General features: G+C 68.3%; 9 protein-coding genes. 5 read left to right on the forward strand and 4 right to left on the reverse strand.

The annotated features are described in order from the left end of the window. Window positions 1-643 precede the first annotated feature (643 nt). Entirely contained in the window at window positions 644-2,752 is a 2,109-nt protein-coding gene (locus ABH940_RS36180) for an N-6 DNA methylase (RefSeq protein WP_370107207.1), read from the forward strand. Between the two features lie 3 nt (window positions 2,753-2,755). Here the strand turns inward: ABH940_RS36180 and ABH940_RS36185 are convergent, their stop codons facing one another. Then, a complete protein-coding gene (locus tag ABH940_RS36185) occupies window positions 2,756-4,234 on the reverse strand; it encodes a serine/threonine-protein kinase (protein WP_370107209.1) in 1,479 nt (492 codons plus the stop codon). A 627-nt stretch (window positions 4,235-4,861) separates the two neighbouring features. Between ABH940_RS36185 and ABH940_RS36190 the strand changes: the two genes are divergently transcribed. From ABH940_RS36190 to ABH940_RS36205, 4 genes are read left to right on the forward strand one after another with little or no spacing between them, the layout of a single operon-like run. Then, the gene (locus ABH940_RS36190) at window positions 4,862-6,172 is read left to right on the forward strand and encodes a PD-(D/E)XK nuclease family protein (RefSeq protein WP_370107211.1); all 1,311 of its coding nucleotides are present in this window, start codon (window positions 4,862-4,864) and stop codon (window positions 6,170-6,172) included. After that, window positions 6,172-7,353, forward strand: coding sequence for a hypothetical protein (locus ABH940_RS36195; protein ID WP_370107213.1), 1,182 nt, complete (start codon window positions 6,172-6,174; stop codon window positions 7,351-7,353). Before ABH940_RS36190 ends, ABH940_RS36195 begins: the two co-directional genes overlap by 1 nt. Next, window positions 7,346-11,038, forward strand: a complete 3,693-nt coding sequence (locus tag ABH940_RS36200; RefSeq protein ID WP_370107214.1) for a hypothetical protein — start codon at window positions 7,346-7,348, stop codon at window positions 11,036-11,038. Before ABH940_RS36195 ends, ABH940_RS36200 begins: the two co-directional genes overlap by 8 nt. Window positions 11,039-11,055: 17 nt before the next feature. After that, window positions 11,056-14,196: a pPIWI_RE module domain-containing protein gene (locus tag ABH940_RS36205; RefSeq protein WP_370107216.1), complete on the forward strand. Its 3,141-nt coding sequence runs from the start codon at window positions 11,056-11,058 to the stop codon at window positions 14,194-14,196. Window positions 14,197-14,550: 354 nt separating this feature from the next. Here ABH940_RS36205 and ABH940_RS36210 read toward each other — a convergent pair whose 3' ends face one another. From ABH940_RS36210 to ABH940_RS36220, 3 genes are all read right to left on the reverse strand, one after another. Beyond that, on the reverse strand, window positions 14,551-16,158 hold the full coding sequence (locus ABH940_RS36210) for a restriction endonuclease (protein WP_370107217.1): 1,608 nt from the start codon (window positions 16,156-16,158) through the stop codon (window positions 14,551-14,553). A gap of 162 nt (window positions 16,159-16,320) precedes the next feature. Next, window positions 16,321-16,956, reverse strand: coding sequence for a hypothetical protein (locus ABH940_RS36215; RefSeq protein ID WP_370107219.1), 636 nt, complete (start codon window positions 16,954-16,956; stop codon window positions 16,321-16,323). 33 nt (window positions 16,957-16,989) lie between these two features. Continuing rightward, window positions 16,990-17,619 (reverse strand): hypothetical protein, encoded by a 630-nt coding sequence (locus tag ABH940_RS36220; protein WP_370107221.1) that lies wholly within the window; start codon window positions 17,617-17,619, stop codon window positions 16,990-16,992. Window positions 17,620-18,065 lie beyond the last annotated feature (446 nt).

The raw sequence follows: 18,065 nt of genomic DNA on the forward strand, positions 1-18,065 counted from the left end.
GTCGAGGCTTCTTCTTCCCCATGTCTTCCATGATGGACATCCCTCCGGGGCCGTGACCCCTGATCTCGGATGTCCGTCAAAGCGGACCAACCTCACCTCTGGGCAGCCGTCGGCAATCCAGCGCAGCACACTTATCTGCTTCTCATTGAGGGGACTCCTGGATGTGGGCACATCCTGGAACTAGCACGCCACCGCGCGGACCGTCGACCGTTCCGCGAGCAATCGCCCGTTCGAGAGGGCTGGTCAGCGCAGCAGTGTCTGGCGATCGCTGCTTCTGGCCTATCGGCCAGAAGCGACGCCGACACGCGTACCACCTCGATACGGACACACTGTCGCCGGACTCAGGACCCGTGGCATCCGGAATCTCGGCGCAGCCCCCGATCGCTCAAGGTCTGTCGCCTCGACACCCGGCACCCTCGAGAGCTCGACATCCGGAGTGACGTGCATCGCGGGCCCGATCCGATTCGGCCGTGGCCCGGCTGATGCTACGAGTTCGTGGGTGTCGGAACGGGAGATTCATGACGCTGTGAACTCTGTCAATGATGATTCCGGCGTATAATTGTGGCGATACGGCGAGGCGGCATGCCAGCCACAAGCGACAACGCGACCTACCTCGCCCCCTGTCTAGCTGTTCGGAGAACCCATGCCTGAGCCCACTGACGTTTCCGTCACCCTTGCGGAGATCGCGCGTCTCGCGGGTGTCGGCCGGGCGGCAGCGAGTAACTGGCGTCGGCGGCACGACAACTTCCCCATGCCGGTTGGTGGGACGGACACCAGCCCGCAGTTCTCGCTGGCACAGGTCGAGCGGTGGCTTCGGGAACAGGGAAAGCTTGAACGGATTGGACAACGCGAACGACTGTGGCCGCAGTTCGAAGCCCTGGGCGACCGCGCGGTGATGGGAATCGCGATCGCCCAGGCGGGGAAGCGTGTCCTGGCTGGGCAGTCGGGCGGAGCAGCGTCAGCGAACGCCGCACCGCCGGGTCCGACGTCCGGGCTCGTGGAGCAGACAGTTGAAATCGCTCAGCGCGAAGGCGGCCGTCAGACCTTCGACTTCCTGCTCACGCGTTGGCTTGACGCTCATGTGCGTCAGATCAGCGCCACCCCGGCTCCGTTGGCCCGATTGATGGTAGATGTCGCCGCCGTGGTCGGAGGAGATCGCATGGGGGCGCCCACGATCCTGGATCCGGCATGCGGCGCCGGTGGGCTACTCCTGGCCGCGAGTAGACACTGGACGGTGACGAGTCCCGGCAGTGCTCCTCCGGTGCTCCTGGGCGTCGAGCTCGATCCGACCCTCACGGCACTGGCAACCGTACGGTTGGGCTTCGCGGCAACGGAGGGAATCGACTCGCCTTTCGGTCACAGCCGTCCGAGCGTGGATATCCGAGACGGAGACTCACTCCGGAACGATCCGCATGGCGACGCCCAGGCCGACGTCGTGTTGTGCAATCCGCCGTTCAACGAACGCGACTGGGGCCACGAGGAGCTTGCCACTGATCCGCGCTGGGTGTTTGGCCTGCCGCCGCGGACCGAGCCCGAACTGGCCTGGATCGAACACGCCCTTGCCCGGCTGAGGCCGGGGGGCGTCGCCGTCGTGCTCCTCCCTCCGGCCGTGGCATCCCGCAAGGCAGGGCGGCGTATTCGAGGAGCGCTCCTCCGCGCAGGTGCGCTTCGCGGCGTGATTGCCCTGCCCGCCGGTGCTGCGCAACCGCACAGCGTTTCCCTACACCTGTGGATCCTGCACGCTCCGGAGGCGGAGGGTGGCGTCAGCCCCAGACAGCGCTTCTTCATGCTGGATGCCGCCGCAGTCGCCCCCGGAGCCGCGAAAGGGGCGCATACGATCGACTGGGAGCGCCTGCCGAGCCAGGTCCTCGACGCCGTGAGCGCCTTCTCCTGGGAGGAGGGGAGCGTCAGCGCAACGGGACGGTTGCCGGCGGGCTGCCTAGCCTTGCCGGTGATGGATCTATTGGACGATCAAGTGGATCTCACCCCGGCCCGATATGTTCCCGAGACGGCTGCTGGGGCCCAACTCAAGCTACACGAGTCCTGGAGCCGGTTCGATGGCCTTCTGCACGACGTCGGAGAATATGCGCGTGAGCTCTCACGTATCGATCTGTCTGCCGATGGCGATTCGGTCACGACAGTCACGGTGGGAGATCTGGATCGTGCCCGTGCCCTGAGCCTGAGTACAGGGCAGGCACCCTCAGCTGACCTACTGAAGGGGGATGTTCTCCCCGAGGGTGCGGTGCCGGTCCTGAGCGTGTCCGACCTGGTCTTGGACGGGCTTCCCGGAGGTTGGTTGAGTGGAGCAGACGTGCTGTCAGGGCTGCAGGCTGGCGTATTGACGATCGCTGACCCGGGCGACGTGGTCGTGGTCGGCGTCGAGCGAGCCTTCCGGGTGTGGGTGCAGGTGGACGGTCCGTTGGTGCTGGGGTCGCAGTTGTACGCGTTGCGCACGGATCCGGAGGTCGTCGACCCCTGGTTTCTCGCCGGATGCCTACGCGCGCCGGCGAACGTGCGACAGGCGAGTTCCCATACTTCCAGCTCCGCGCGTGTCGATGTCCGAAAGCTGCAGGTGCTTCAGCTGCCCCTAGCGGAGCAGCGCCCCTACGGCACCGCCTTTCGCGAACTCCTGGCATTTGAGGACGCGTTGCTCGCCCTGGGATCCGTCGGCACTGATGTGCTTCGAGGGCTCGGTGACGGGCTCGTGGCGGGTCGCCTCCGCAGCCCCCGCAGGGCGTCCTCGAACGGGTGAGGATCAGTCCGTGCCCAGACGAGGGAGCGCCGCAGCCACTCGTTCGTCGAAGCCGAGTTCCGTGAGCTCGAGGCCGACCTCGCGGCAGCGCTCGGCCAGGACGATGGCGCGTTCCTGGGCAAGCCCGGGGAGCGCTGCCACCACCCTTGTCAGCGCCTGCAAGGCCGGGAGCAGTTCACCGAATGGGATGCGGCACTCGGCTGCCCCGAGCGTTCCATCCAGGAAGTCCGCCACGTCGCTGGGATCCAGGCTGTCCTGAGACTGCCGTACCAGGTCGTCGTAGAGCGAGAGCGCCTGTGTATATCGTCCTGCGATGCGCATGCCGTTCGCTGCCAGGCGGTAGGCCTCGCGGACGTGCGGGTCGGATGGTCCCCAGTCGCGTCGCGCTGTCGGAAGAATGTCCGCCAGGCGTTCGAGGACGTCTCCCGGGTCGCCGGTGTCGATTTCGGACTGGGCCTGGACGCAGAGGTCCCTGAACGAGCGCCTGCTGAGGAAAGCGACGTCTCGTCGCCTGCGGCGCGCAGGGGCGACCCGGGAAACTGCCGCTGCGGTGGGTAGCTGATACGAGTCAGGCTTGCGCAGCAGACCTGTGGGGTCCGGCTCCAACCGAGGGGAGGGAGCCGGATCGCCTTCCCGGGGCGCGTACACGCGCAGAACCTCCCTGACTACGTGCGCGTCCTCTGGGCGGTCGTCCGGGTCCTTCTCCAGCAGCTTCAGGGTGAGCGCTTCCAGCTCGGGCGGAATGTGCTCGACATGGTGCGAAAGCGGGACCGGCTTGTCGTGCACGTGCTGGTCCCGCAATCGCTCTCCTGAGAACGGAGGTCTGCCGGTCAGCAGGCGGTAAAGGACACAACCGAGGGCATAGAGATCGGTTTTCGGAGTGATCTGGCGTTCCAGGATCTGTTCCGGGGCCTCGTACCCCCTGCTGCCCACGGTGCTGCCGTCCGGGGTGTAGTCGGTGACGCCCGGCCACAGCGGCTTGGCGATGCCGAAGTCGATGAGGACGATGATGCCGTCCTCATCGACGATCAGGTTGTACGGCTTGAGGTCGCGGTGTACCACAGGCAAGTCATGTGCGCACGCGAGGGCGTCGGCGATCTGGAAGCCGATGGCGGCCGCGACGGCGATGGTAGGCGTGTACTGGTCGAGAAAGCGGTGCAGGTCCTTGCCCTTGACCAGGCGCATCACGATAAAGGGCTCGGAGCGGTGGTTGCCCTGGTCATAGAGCTCGGGGATGCCCTGGTGGTGCAGCTTTCCGAGGAGCGCGCCCTCGCGCCTGAAACGGCCACGCATCCGCTCGAGCTCGGCCTGCCATTCGGCTTCGTCCAGGGAGTCCGAGGGCCCGCAGTCCGCGCGGAGGAATTTGACGGCCACTTGACGCCGCTCGAGCAGATCCTCTGCTTCCCACACGTCGGCCATACCGCCTCGGCCCTTGACCTTCAGCAGTTCGTACCGGTTGCCCAGTACGTCTCCCGGCTCCATACACGCCCCTACCTCTGACGCGCGCCCACGGCTCGCACGGCAAGGAACCGGCAGGACGCACGTGTCCGGTTCCACCGATGCCTCGACGGACAGATGCCACTGTGAAGGAAATATACATCAGTCCGTCCATCGACTGTGTTCACAGACTTTTTGTGCCATGCTGGACTTGCCCGTTGGGACGCCACTTGGCGCCTCCTGCCGTACTGCCTTGGGGAGACCGTGACTCACTGGCCGGTGCCACCCGGAACCACCGGAGATATCAGCCTGATCCGTACCAACCTCCCTGCCGCGCGGCTCGATCCTCACGACTGCCCCCTGAAGCGCAGCAGCGACGCACGTCCGATGCTGCGCGCAGATCAAGAATCAGCCCAACGCGCAGAAACATTGCAGGACTTCACCCTCAAGGTCTTCATGGATGCAATGGACTTGATTGAACACGGCAGGAAGGCACCCGAGTGGGCGATTGAGCAACTTTGGCTCACCGAGGGCACTTTCGGTCTCAAGGGACGCCGTAGGGCACATCCCGTGCTGCTGGCGTGGACCGAGGAGGCGGTCCAGCGCTTCGTCGCGGCCCGAGAGGCAGATCAACAGGCCCGACAGTCGGCCGGGCTTCCGCCCACTCATCCCGTGACCGACAAGTGGGTGGTGGGCAAAGACCCGGGCCAGATCGACTCCCGCGGAGCGGACACCTACGAGGCGACAGCCTGGGGGCGGCGCTACGTGGCCCGGGACGGTTCAACTCGGGACCTGTGGCTCCTTTCCTTCGGAGCGACGAAGGAGGACCGCCCCAAGGCCGAGAAGGCGGCTGCGGCCTTCGTGGCTGCCCGGGGGATGCCCGCCAAGGGAGGATGGAAGGCCCGGCACACGCCGGTGCCGGCCGGGTCGCTCCATCCTGGCCGCACCAGCGCGCCCGAGCGCGTCCGGGTCATCGAGTTCGGCTGCGGAGTGGGGACCAGCGCCACGCTGCTCGACTGGGACCGGGCGACGGCGCACCAGCGATTCGCCTCGGACGCGTGGCCGGCCCTGATCCGGGCCATCGACGACACCCGGGCTCTGCCGGGCTCCAGTTGCGTCGACTGCAAGGCATTGTCCGGGTGCGGAGCACTGGCTCGCAGCCCGGGACTGCTGCAGATAACGCCTACAGGGCCCAAGCGGGCACGCCGCAGCGTCTCGGTCACCGACCTGCGCAGCTACCGGGACTGCCCCGCCAAGTACCACGCGACCAGGCAGCTCAAGCTGCGCTCGGCGCAGCCCGAGAGCTCGGAGATCCGCAGGGGTCGCGCAGTGGACAGCTGGTTGAATGAGCGCCACGGGACCCACCCGCACGATGGCTGCCGGGACTTGCCCGGGCCCGCGGACCCGTCCTCATGGAATGTGGGCGGCCTGCACCTCGTCGGCAAGGAGGCCGAAGACGGTGCCGCCATGCTCGAACAGCATGCCTACGTGTGCCCCCTGAACGGCCTCGGGCCCGGTGAGCTGGTGCGCGTCCAGCACCAGGTCGCCTGCTTCGACCCGGAGCTGGATCTGGTACTGATCGCCACGCCCGATCTGCTCTACACCCGCAGCGGCAGCTGGGTCTGGTGGGAGATGAAGACGGCCAACAGCCGACTCTACGAAGGCGAGCCTCTGATGGCCCGCTACCCCCAACTCGCCATGGGCGTACTGATGCTGGCCGCCGGTGTACTTGGCGGTAACATCGCTCGCTCGCGGGTGGAGCTCGAGCTGCTCCACTGCGACGACCTGACGTTGGAGGAGCTGGATCCCTCCCGTCCCCGGGTCGTGTCCGAGGCGCGGGAAGTGATCGCCGCACTCGCCCGGCCCTGGGCCGAGGACCAGCTCTACCCCGCCACCCCCGGCCGGTCCTGCCGCAGCTGCGAAGCCCGCAATTGGTGCCGGTCCGGCCGCGACCACCTTGCCGCCGCTACCGAGGAATCCTGATGATCCCCCTGCGTCCCGCACAGCGCTCGGACTGGCTCGATTACCCGGATGTCCAGCTCGTGCACACCATCGCCGGAGCGGTCATCCAGGTCGCCGACCTCGGCAATCTCGCCTCCTTCAAGCTGCCCTACCCCGCTGAGGCACAGCAAGCACTGGACCGGACGGTGCTGGCCTGCCTGCTGCGCGGAGTCGAGGAGATTCCCCGTAGCCTGCCGGATCTGCTCTTCTGGTGCCACAGCCGCCCCTTGGAGGACTGGCCCCTGGAACTCCCCCCGGATGCATTCGGAGCGGACGAGTACCTGGTGGATCCCGACGCGCTGGTTCCCACCCAGCTGTGCCACGAGTGGTGGATCAGGGCCAAGGACGCCGGGGCCGCGCAGTTCGACCGTGATGTCGTCTACACCGCGATGCGGCTGTGCCGTCAGGCGGCGTCGCCCGAGTCCTACACGGCCTTCCGGCGCCTCTTGGTTGATCGCCCGGTGCTCACCAGCGTCGAGAAGTTCGAGGTCGACACCGATCTGTTCCTCGCTCCGGTCCTCGAACTCGTGGACCAGTGCTACGTGGCCGCCCCCGTCAGCTACCAGCATCAGGGCGTCTACATCACCTGCGGACGCTGCCTCACCCTGCTGACCCCGCTTGCGGATGGCGGCTGGTGGTGCGAACGCGACCGGTGCCGCCGGCGGGGCACACCCCCGCACGGGCGGGTACTGACCGACGCGGACTCGGGAGGGCTTCTCCAGTTGCAGCGCCCGCTACGGCAGTTCGTCGCCAGCCCCGGACGCGCCGAGGTCGATCTTGAAACACGCCTGAACAGGCTCGGGCTCGCCGTCGAGCTCTGGCCCGGCTTCGATGCCTACGACCTGCGCGTCACCTTCCCCGACGGACGCGTTTGGGCAGTCGACGTTAAGGACTGGAAGCACCCCGGGCTGCTCGGCCGCTCGGCGAAACCCGTCCGCCCGGAGCCCCCCTACGACGAGTCGTGCTGGGTCGTGCCCCAGGAACAGGCCGACGCCCACCACGACTACCTGGGCACCTACCGGCGCAATCGCCCCGCTGCGGCCCAAGGGCTGCCCCTGCTCACCGACAACCGCCTCGTCGAACTCGCCGAAGCCCGCCTGAACGGCACGACCGGCATCTGCCTCGACAGCGCCCACCCCTGGAACGGAGCCCCCCGTGCGTAACAGCAGCGAGTGGTACCAGCCCTTGGCGAAGGACCTGGAACGGGTCTGGCCTGCGGAGCACGCCGACATCAAGCCCTCCCTGCTATGCCAGGTCGAGCTGGGGCTACGGCTGCTGGAGGGACTGGACCCGACCCGCGACGCCGAGGGCGTCTACACGCTCCTCGGCGGATACCCCTTCGCCACCGTCTCCGGCATCGCCGCGACGCCGGCGCACCAGGTACAGCTAGACGCCGCACGCCACCTGCTGTGGAAGCTGCGACGCCGCCGGATGTGGCTCCAGTGCCTGGACGCCTACCGGCAGCTGCCGCCACGGCTGCGCGGCTACCGTCTGCCGGAGGACGGTGGCGCCCCGGCGCGCCGAGTGGAGCCGACCGTCGCCGCCGACCGGTTCGCCCGCTACGATCGGGCGCTGTCCCAGCTGCCTGGGTTCGACCGACGCCCTTTGCACCTGGCCCCAGCGGGCCCCGCGCGCTTCACCGAGCGCCGCCGCCCGGCCGCGGTGACCATTCCCGAACAGCTCTGCCTCCCTCCTGCCACCGGGCACGACCTGGCCGAGGTGCCAAGCACCGCGGGACGCCCCCTGGACGTCCCACTCGCCGAGCTCGCCGAAACCGCCCGCTGGATGGACGCGGCGGCGCTCGAGTTCGGCCTTCGCCCCGGAGCCTGGACCCAGCGTCTCGCGGACCTGAGCCTTGACGTCCTGTCAGCCGACGGTCTGCGTTTCGAGGAGTCACAGGTCCTGCGCCTGGACCGGCTACTGCACCTGGTCGGCATGGTCGGCGCCGGAAAGAGCACCCTGATGACGCTCATCGCCGCCTGGGGCGCCCGCAAGGGACTCCGCACCACCCTGGTCGTCGGCGACGTCGCCGAACAGCTAACCCTCACCAGCCTGTTCCGGGACCTCGGCCTGAGCGCCGCCCCCGTACTCGGCGGCACCACCCGCGAGCAGCACGCGTCCCGCCTGCACCGCCGGCTTGCCGCTCGTGGACGGGACTCCCTGCTCAGCCATGACGACCCCGCCTTCGACGACCTCAGCACGGTATGCGCCCTGGACGCCCTGCGCGGACTGGAGGCCGCCGAGCCGCTGCGCTATGTCGACGCACCATGCATCGAACTGCGTCCCGTCAAGCGGCCCGGACACACGGTCGTCGGCGAAATCCCCCTGCCCGATTACCGGCACTCCTCGGCTCCGGAACCGGACCGGGATGCCACGGCGACGGGTCCCGGGGACGGGGACGAGCTGCGGAGCAACCACGGCTGCCCGGTGTGGAGCGCGTGCCCCCGGCACGCGACCGATCGCGCCATGGTGGAAGCACTGATCTGGGTGGCCAACCCGGCCAGCCTGGTACAGAGCTCTGTACCGCACCACCTCAACGACGAACGGCTGCGCCGACTCGAACTCGCCTGCTTGCGCAGCGACATCATCATCGTCGACGAGGCCGACCGGGTGCAGATGCAACTCGACACCGCCTTCGCCCCCTCGGCGACCCTGATCGTGCGCGGCCCCGAGTCCTGGCTGGACCGACTCGGCATCCACAAGATCGACGAGCTGGCCCGGCAGGGCCGCCTCCCGTTGTCGGCACGCGATGTAGAGCGCTGGTCCGCGTCCCTGGATCTGGTCGGCATCGCAGCCAACCGCCTGTACCGGATGCTGATCACCGATGCGGACCTGCGCGGCTGGGCCGACATCGAGTACTTCAGCGCCTGGACACTCCAGGAAAAACTCGTCTCCGACTGGTACCCCCGGCACCGAACCGACAACACCTCACCAGACGGGGTCCGTTCCGACGCGGACGTCTATGACCTGGACGAGGAACCGGACCCAGACGACCCTGCCACCCTGCCGTCCGGCCCCGACACCGAGGCGTGGGCGGACCGCCGACGTGCGGTCACGGACACCCTCGACGCCTTCCGCGACGACCCACTCGGCGACCGCGGTCCGCACGGCCCGGACGTCGACGCCCTCGTCCTCAGGGCCAACGACCTCCTGCACACCCTCGATGAGAAGGCCACCAGAGCACGCGTACGCGTCACCTTGGACACCCTGCTCGACGGATCACCCCTGCTCGACGGCTCCCTGCACCAGGACGACCCCCGCCTCGGGCAGCCCGACCGCGACCCTGTGGACACCTGGGGTACCGAGCCATGGCTGGACCGCACCGCTATGCGACTCGAGTTCACCCTGCTGCTGGCCGCACTGCACCAGCGCCTGGAACGTGTCACCTTCCTGTGGCCGCAGGTCGAGGCCGCACTGCATCTGGACACCGCCGACAACGAACTCTCGCGCCGCCCGCCACTCGACTATGCACCGTTCGTCCCTGAAGCCCCCATGGGCAACGTGCTCGGCTTCCAGTACCTGCCCGAGGACCCAGAGCGGGGACCCGATGGAGACGAACAGCGCACCGGCACCCTCCGCTTCTTCCGCTGTGCCGGCGTCGGCCGCGAACTCCTGCTCAACCTGCCGGCCATGGGAGCGGACCCCACCGCAGGACGCCCCGGCCCACACGTCCTGCTGATGTCCGGCACCAGCTGGGCCGGAACGTCCACCCGCGCCCACGTCATGGCCCCGGTCCGGGCAGTCCTCAAACCGGACCAGACAGCGATCGAATCCATCCGCCGCACCAGCTTCAGCACCCTGTTCCTCTACGACAGCGAGGGAGCCCCACTGACCCTTTCCGGATCCAAACTCGACGCCCGCGCTCTGGTACTGCGCCAGATTGTCACGCAGCTGGGCAAGTCGAGCCCCGGCAACTCCTCCCTGCTGGACCGGGAGCTGCGGCGCATCGAGGACGGCGAGCGCCACCGGGCGCTGCTCCTGGTCGGCAGTTACCGCGACGCGACCGCAGCCGCCGACCTGCTGGAGGCCATGCCCCGCTGGCGCGGAAAGGTCCGGGTACTGGCCTCCGACAGCGCCGAACTCGACCATGCCAGTCCCGGCGATTCCAACGCAGGCGACGGTCTCGCCCGCGCCACCGCCGTACGACGTGGAGACCTCGCCGCATTCGCCGAGGACGAGGAGGCCGAAGTGCTGATCGCCCCGCTGATGGCCATCGAGCGCGGCCATAACATCCTCAACAGCAGCCGCAAGGCCGCCTTCGGGACGGTCCTCTTCCTCGCCCGCCCGCACCCCCGTCCCGACGACCTATCCCTGGCTGTCTTCGCCGTCAACGACTGGGTCACCCGCTTCGTCCGCGACCAGCCCGGCCTGGAAGCCGGCACATTCAGCAAACTCGTCGCCGACGCCGGGAGCCTGGACGCAGCCGGACTCGCCTTCCGACTCCAGGCCCGCAGGGAATGGCGCAGGCTGCTGTCGAGGCGCTACATCTACTCCCAGCTCAGCCCCGCCGAGAAAACCTCCTTCGCCTGGGACCAACTGGTCACCATCTGGCAGGTCATCGGCCGACTCGTCCGAGGCGGGGTACCCGCCCGGGTGGTATTCGTTGACGCGGCCTTCGCCCCCGTCCTAGCCGAGGCCGGCGCCCCTACAACCGCTTCCGCCCGCGGCAGCGGCCGACGCCGCCGCACCGACGAGGGACTGCTCACCAAGCTGCGCGAAGTCCTCGCACCCTACTTCGACCAGGACGCCGCCCCGGAGTCATTTCCCAACCCCTCTGACCCCGCCCTGGTCCGCACGCTCTACCACCCCCTCTACGACGCCCTGTGCGGCCTCCGCGCCGGCAACTGAAGGAGACTCAGAACCCCATGGCCGCCCCGTACCAAGACATCAGCCGCGCCGCCTACCTCCTCGCACCCGACGCCGACCTGTGGACCGCCAACTACCGCGCCCTCGCGTTCCCCGAGGAGTGGCACGAAAGCGTCCTGGCACTGTGCAACCTCGGCCGCGACCCCGAAGCGGAACCCTTCCGCACCGCTCCCACGTTCCGCCTCGACGGTGTGCTGCAGAGCCTCGCCCCCGACCTGGTCGTCCGCGGCCGTCCGCGCGATCTCAAACAGCAGGCCGAGGACTTCTGGCTCTACGCCCCCATCGACGCCCCCCACCCACTTCCCGGAGACACCCTGGACCGGCTCACCGGAGCCTGGCTGCACGACCTGCGCCCGAAGCCGGACCAGCACGGCGATGTCCTGGCCACACTCTCCGCGCTGCGCTCCACCCCGCCGCAGTGGCAGGACACCACCGTCGACCTCCTCGGCTGCCCCACCAGCGAAGGCGGCACCGCCGCCCCAAGGGACCGCCAGTACCAGCTGGCCACCGACGCACTGGCCCGGCGCATCCTCGCGCTCGGCCCCTACCAGCACAGCGCCGGCAGTCTGCACTTCCGCGCCGTCCCACGCGGACCCCGGCAGCAGGGCGCGGAACTGCTCTCACAACCGCTGCAACACCCGGTCAAGGGCCGCGACTGGTGGTTCTCCATCGTGATCAACATCTCCGTGCACACCGCACCCTTCGACCCCCGGCCGCGCCTGCACCTCCACACCGGCGTCCGCCGCTGGGCCACCCGCCCGGACACCAAGTCCCAGCGGCTGCGCCTGCCCTACGGCCGCGACACCTCCGTCTACCTCCTTCCCGGCATCCCCTGGCTTCCCGGAGCACCAGCGAGCGACCGCTACGCCGTGGCCCGGCTCACCCACGACGGCAGGACGGGAACCTACGTCTGGAAGCACAACGGTCCCGCACAGATCCTCGGCCGACTGACCCTGAGTCGTCCCTTCCCCGCCCCCGAAAGCCTGCTCACCACACCGCAGCAGTGGATCGGCGACGGGCCCGGCACTCGCGCGGCCGTCGTCCACAGCACCCACATGGGCGCCCACGGCATCGGCACCGGGCTGATGTCCCATCAGCACTCGCAGATCACGGAATGGGCCGAACAGGCACTCCCCGACGGACTGCGCCGCGTGCCCTCCCTTGCCCGGACCGCTGCCGGCTCCAGCGCTCCCGCCAACGCCCGCCCCAAGCCGAAGGACACCGCCGCGAAGAAGACCGAGGAGGTCCGCGAGGCACACGCCCGCAGGACCGCCCTCGCCGTGGCCGCCAGGATCAACTCAGGCCAGGACCCCGCGCTCGCGATCACCGCCACCGAACCCGCCGTGGTCGAGGCCCGACTGCTTTGGCAGACACCATCACTGCGCGACGCAGCGATCGGCGCACTCGCGCAGGTGCTGGGACTCGACGGCAACGGCGGGGCACCCGCGCCCGCCACCGCCGAGGAGACGTACGACCTGGCCAAGCCGGGCAGCCCCGTCGTCCTCGAGTGGCAGACCCCCGAACTCACCCTGCGGCTGCGCTGCCTGCGCACCACCGGCGGCATCGCCGACACCCTGGGCATCGACCCCAAGGCCCGACCCAAGGCCAAGGCCCTGGAAACAGGGATCCGCACCCGACGCAGGGCCGCAGCCGACTTCCTTGCCGCCGACGGAGCCGACCCGCAACACCCCGAGATCGCCCTCGTCGAGATCGACCGCCGCCAAGACTTCGCCCACCGCCTGGACGACCCCAAGTACGCAATCCGCTTGGGCTGCGCAGACGCCGGCGTGCTCACCCAGTTCGCCCTGGTGCCGAAGAAAGCCAAGGGCTACAACTCCGAGAAGAACCTGCCCCACCGAGTCCACTCGGCCTGGCAGGACGCCCTGCGCCAATACGGCGTCCGCGTCCTGCCCGAGCACACCCTCGGCGGCACACTCCCCGAAGGCCTTCGCTATGTCGCCACCTACATGGTCAAGCGCCGCAAGGACGGCCCCACCCGAGTGCCCCGGCACACCCCCGTCGCCGTCATGGTCACCCCGATCGAGGCCGGCAGCGGCCTGGCGGCGGTCGCGGGCTGGGACGAAAAGGCCGGACAGTGGATCCCATACGCCAGGTTCCTGCTCGGCCTGGTCAAGACAGCCGAAATCCCAGAGGTTGCCGAGACACCGGAGCCAGCCGAGGCCCAGGCAGTGCCCCTTACCGCGGGCAGCGTGCCGCGGCGGCGGTCCAACTACAGCTACTGGCGGCAGAGTATGGACGAACAGCGCAAGGCGACCGGCCACTACCTGCAGAAGATGATCCGCTCCCTGCGCGGACAGCCGACCGTACTGCTGACCCACTCCCAGAACAGCCGGATGCACTGGCCCTGGCTCCAGGACGGCCGCACCGAACAGGACCTGATCAAGACCGGCCACGCCCTCCCGTCAGGCCTGGACGCCGACCTCAGGCTGATCCGGGTGCGCGGTACCGCCGGCAGGGAGACCCCGCAGTGGTGGGGCAACGCTGCCCCGGGCGGGATCAACGGACTTCCCCAGGGCATGTGGGTCGAGGACGAGGACGCCGAGCAGACCTCCGGCCGGGTCTTCTACAGCACTACGCCCAAGGCCAGCACTTTCCGCGACTCCGCCGTCGAAGCCGACAAGATCGCACCGCGCCCGCTGCGGCAGGGCCCCAACAAGGGGGAGCCCACGATCGACACCCACATCCCCGCCTGGAACCCCGGCCTCGTGGAGATCGCCGTGCTCGGCTGCCACCCCGACGACGGCGACTCACCCGAAGCCCTCGCCCTCGCGGTGCACCAGCTGCGCCAGGCCCCCGACTACCTGGACGCGCTGTCGCTGCCGCTACCGATGCACCTCGCGAGCCTCGCTCAGCACTACGTGCTCCCCACCGTCGCCGAAGGCGAAGCCGAATCGGAGGAGGAGAACCTGGACGCCCCCGATGCCGGCACCGCACTGCCGAAGGCAAGGGACGCGGCTCACGACAGGGGCCTGGTCACGGCGCTGGGCGTGATCACCGAGAGCGAGGAAGCAGAAGCGGAGGAAGGCTCTGAAACGGAGGGCGAGCTCGATCCGGAACTCTCGGAGGACCCTGGCCTCGCCCAGGAACCCGAGGAAGAACAGCTTACGTTGTTCTCCTGACTGTCCGTCAACAACCCGGGGCGGACGGCATGACTGCCAGCGAATTTCTCGGGCCAGCCCAAAGAATCAGAATTCGGCGAAGTTGACCACGTTCCCATGAAGTGGCTCTGGCCCTGATCTTGTTGCGATGGCTTGATGTTCGGGTGTTCCGCCACCGCAGGACCACGGCTTCGATGATCACCTGATGCGTATGCGCCGCCAGGGACTCGAACCCCGGACCCACTGATCAAGAGGCATCGTGTCGCGCTGATTCATTCCGATCTGTCCGGGCCTGGAGTGTTTTCGAGTCCCGATGGTGCCAACGAGCATCCGACAGGGATGGTTCCGCCGCCCCCACCGCGCTCCCACCACGGATCACCTCGCGCCAAGGTGGCCGGGCAGGCCAACCTCTTGGAGCAGTTGGACCAGGTGCGGCCCGTCGATCAGCGTGAGCCGCTTGTCGCGGGCGAACTCGTGGGATCCAGGTCCGAAGCCCGCGGTGGTGACCAGGATGCCCTTTGCGGCGCCGTGGTGGTCGACGGTCCCCCAGAGGTCGCGCACGGCGTCTGGGCTCACCGTGTTCCTATAGCGCTTGGCCTGGATCACGATCTGACCACCGGTGACCGGGTCCGGGTCGATCGCGAGGACGTCGACGCCCTGATCACCGCTTCTCTTGGTGGTGGTCACCTGCAGGCCGCGGAGCCGGAAGAGCTCCGCGATCAGTTCCTCGAACTTGATCGGGTCCATGTCGAAGAGGTCGGAGTCCTCGTCGTGATCGGTCCCGGATTCGGAGAAGGCCCCATTGACGCTGTCAGGCTGTCGTCCCGGATGAACAGCTTCGAGTCGGTCCGGCCGGCCCGAGAGCTGCCCGTGGAGCCCTTGCAGGCAACTCACGGCCTCGACACGGTCCAGAGCCAGCTCGTTGAACTGGTCTCGGCGGCAGGTGACGGTCAGGAGAAACGTCTCCATCTCGTTGCCGGTGGCCGGGCTCAGGGCCCTGGCGTAGCCGTTGAGAGTGATGGACTGGAGCACTCCTTGGTCGTCCGCCTGGAACAGGGCAGCAATAACTCGCAGGCCACTCTGCGCGAGAGCCTCCCGATGGAGGTTCCGTCGCTCCGTCGGCGATCGGGAGATCTCGCTCTCGCGGTCATCGGTCTTGAAGTACCGGATCCGGGCGGTCTCCGGCACGATGTCAATCGTCGGCAGCTCCCAGTTGATGACGAGCTGTCGAGCTGCCGTGTCGTAAGCCAGGGCGAACTGGCAAGGGAAGCCGACAGGCCACGCACTGGCGGTGTGCAGGAGCGCCGCTGAGAAGTACTGGCGTACCGCCTCACCGTCTCCGGCACCCACCTGATACCAGAGCGCATGCACCTCCGCGTCCCTGACCGTGCCTCGACGCTGCTCCTCGGCAGCCCAAGCCGTGAACTGCTGGTGGTACTCGGAAAGACGTCTCTGGCGGTCTGTTTCGGCCGCTTGGGCTCGCTGCCAGTCGTAGTTGAAGCGAGCTCGGGCCTCGGCCACCTGAGCTTCATGCTGCCGTTTCGCGGCGGGGCTGAGCGCTTGGAGTCCGCTCAGCGGCGCGACCTGGTAGTACCGGCTGTCCGGCATCGCGATCGGACGCCCCAGCTGCCCCGGGTCGAACGGCGGGATCTGGATGGGCGTACACATCTGTTGCCATGAGAAGGCTGGGGCGGTGAGACCGGTCTTCAACACGGATCGAAGGTCGTGGACGAGGGCCTCGATGCTGCTGTTCCGTGCGGCGACCTCGGTTTCGCGGGACTGCTGATAGGCGGCGAGGGCGGCCTTTTGGCCACGTGCGGCCTCCCGTTGCGCTGCCCGATATGCCTGCTCCCGCGCTTGGGCTTGCTGACGTTGAGCTGCTGCGGCGGATCGCTGAGCGGCGGCCTGTTGCCGACGCTGACGCTGTTGCTGGCGCTGGATCTCCGCTACCACCGAAGCGAGCCCTGAACTACGACGCGCCACGTACGCCCCTTCGGCAGAGATATACGCCTGCCGAGATTGGTGACAAGCGCCCAAGACGGCCAGCATCACAGGAACTCCGTCCAGCCGCCGTGCCAGCCAGGATAGTGCTCATTCGTACGACAGTTGAGCGCACTGGATTCACCAATGTGGCCGCCCGCCAGCTCAGTACCACAGCGTCATGCCAGCAGCGCCGAAGCCGTGTCGGGCGGCGTGACGCAGTACGCGCAGGGGGCCGTCGACCAGATCGTCAAGGTCATGCTCGGCTCCGTCGGTCATCCCGCCGAGCCAGTCCCGGATGCGCTCTCTTACACCGCTGCGGCGTCCGGGAGTGAGGTCGAGCGTGGCCTCCACGCCCGGCAAAGCTGAGCGGACGCCGGCCGCGTCGACCAGGAAGTCGCCATACCGGCCGGGGAGCCGGAAGGCCGCTTCGGGGCCGAGACCGTAGTGGAGTGCGGCGACTGGGTCGCCCTTGCGCGTCGAGGCGCAGAAGAGGCCGACGCCCTCACACTGGGGGACGAGTTGCAGGAGTTCCTCCTTGTCCGCCTCATGCCGCTCCTCCGCTGAGCCCATCGCGGCGAGGACCTCCTGGACTCGCAACGCCTGTTCCGTGGGCACAGGTCCGTACGGTCCCGGCTCGAAGAACGAATCCAGGGCGCCCTCCTCGCTCCACCACTCCAGATCGCCGCTCGGCCCAGGCTCCTGGCGTCCGAAGCAATCAGCACCGGGGAACTCCCGACGCAACCGAACGACGTCGCCGTCCGACACGACTCCGACCACCCAGAAGCCTGTGACGCTCACCGTCTTCTCCCCTCCGAAGTTCGCCGCGAGCGATCACGCACCGTCTTCACCGCGGCTCATACCGAACTGGACGGTCGTGTGGCCGCGCAGCCGCATGGCGGCGACGCGCTGTTCGAGCTCCGCTCGGACCCGGGCCGGATCAGGGCCGTGCGGGTCGGTCACGCGGAAGCCGTACAGGGGAACAGCGTCGGCATCCACATCGTCCGGGTGGATACGCCCCTCCAGCACAAATCCGGCGAACTTCCGCAACGCCTCCTCGCCCAGTTCGAGCGGATGGAACCCGAGCGGGAACGGGGGCTGGTCCTCACCCCACCGCGGATCGGACTCGACAGGACGTTCACCCGCCCAGAACGGTGTCTCGAACTCGTACGGGGCGCCAATGTCCTCAACGATCCCGCTGTCCGGGGACAGGCTGAGCGAGCGCACCAGCACGCCGCCCTCCCAGACAGCGAAGGTGAGAGCGTCCGAGACCCTGTGCATCGCGTGGAAGAACACACGGTCCCCGCGCCCGGCCACGAGCAGGTGCGAGAGCATCAGACTCGGCCTGTGCTCCATGAGACGCCGGTCGCAGACGATCTCTACGCCGTTGAAGCTCGCCGCGTAGCAGATCCCGTCCGGCGGATACGTGCCGTCCCAGAGCGACTCCCCGGGTGCTGGTTCCACTTCGGACCCCGAGTGGATCCGCACGACCAACGCGGCAGTGACTGCCCCGTCCGATTCACGCGCCACGCGAAGGCGGTCAGCGGCACGACCCTCAGAGAACACCAACATCCCTGACTTGCCACCCACAGACCCCCCTCTCCTACCTGATGGCTCCGCGGACACTATCTGGCCGCACCGACAGAGCCGCGGTCAGTAAGCAGTCCTCGGGCCGGACGAGCCACACGATGCTCCAGCCGCGCGTTTGGTCGGGATCGATGCCGCGAGCACGCACACCGCCTTGCTGGGCTGGGTGGTCCATGATGGCAGTGCGGGGGCCTTGCGCTGGCCTGCGCCGCAAGCTTGATGTGGCCTCAGGGTGGAGTCGTTCCGAGGATCTGTCCGGGTTGATGCTGGTTCAGATGGCTGGCATGGCTGGTGTGTTCGCGGGACGGAACGAACGGAAGCAG

It is taken from the genome of Streptacidiphilus sp. BW17 (genome assembly GCF_041262485.1).
Classification (GTDB): Bacteria; Actinomycetota; Actinomycetes; order Streptomycetales; family Streptomycetaceae; genus Streptacidiphilus.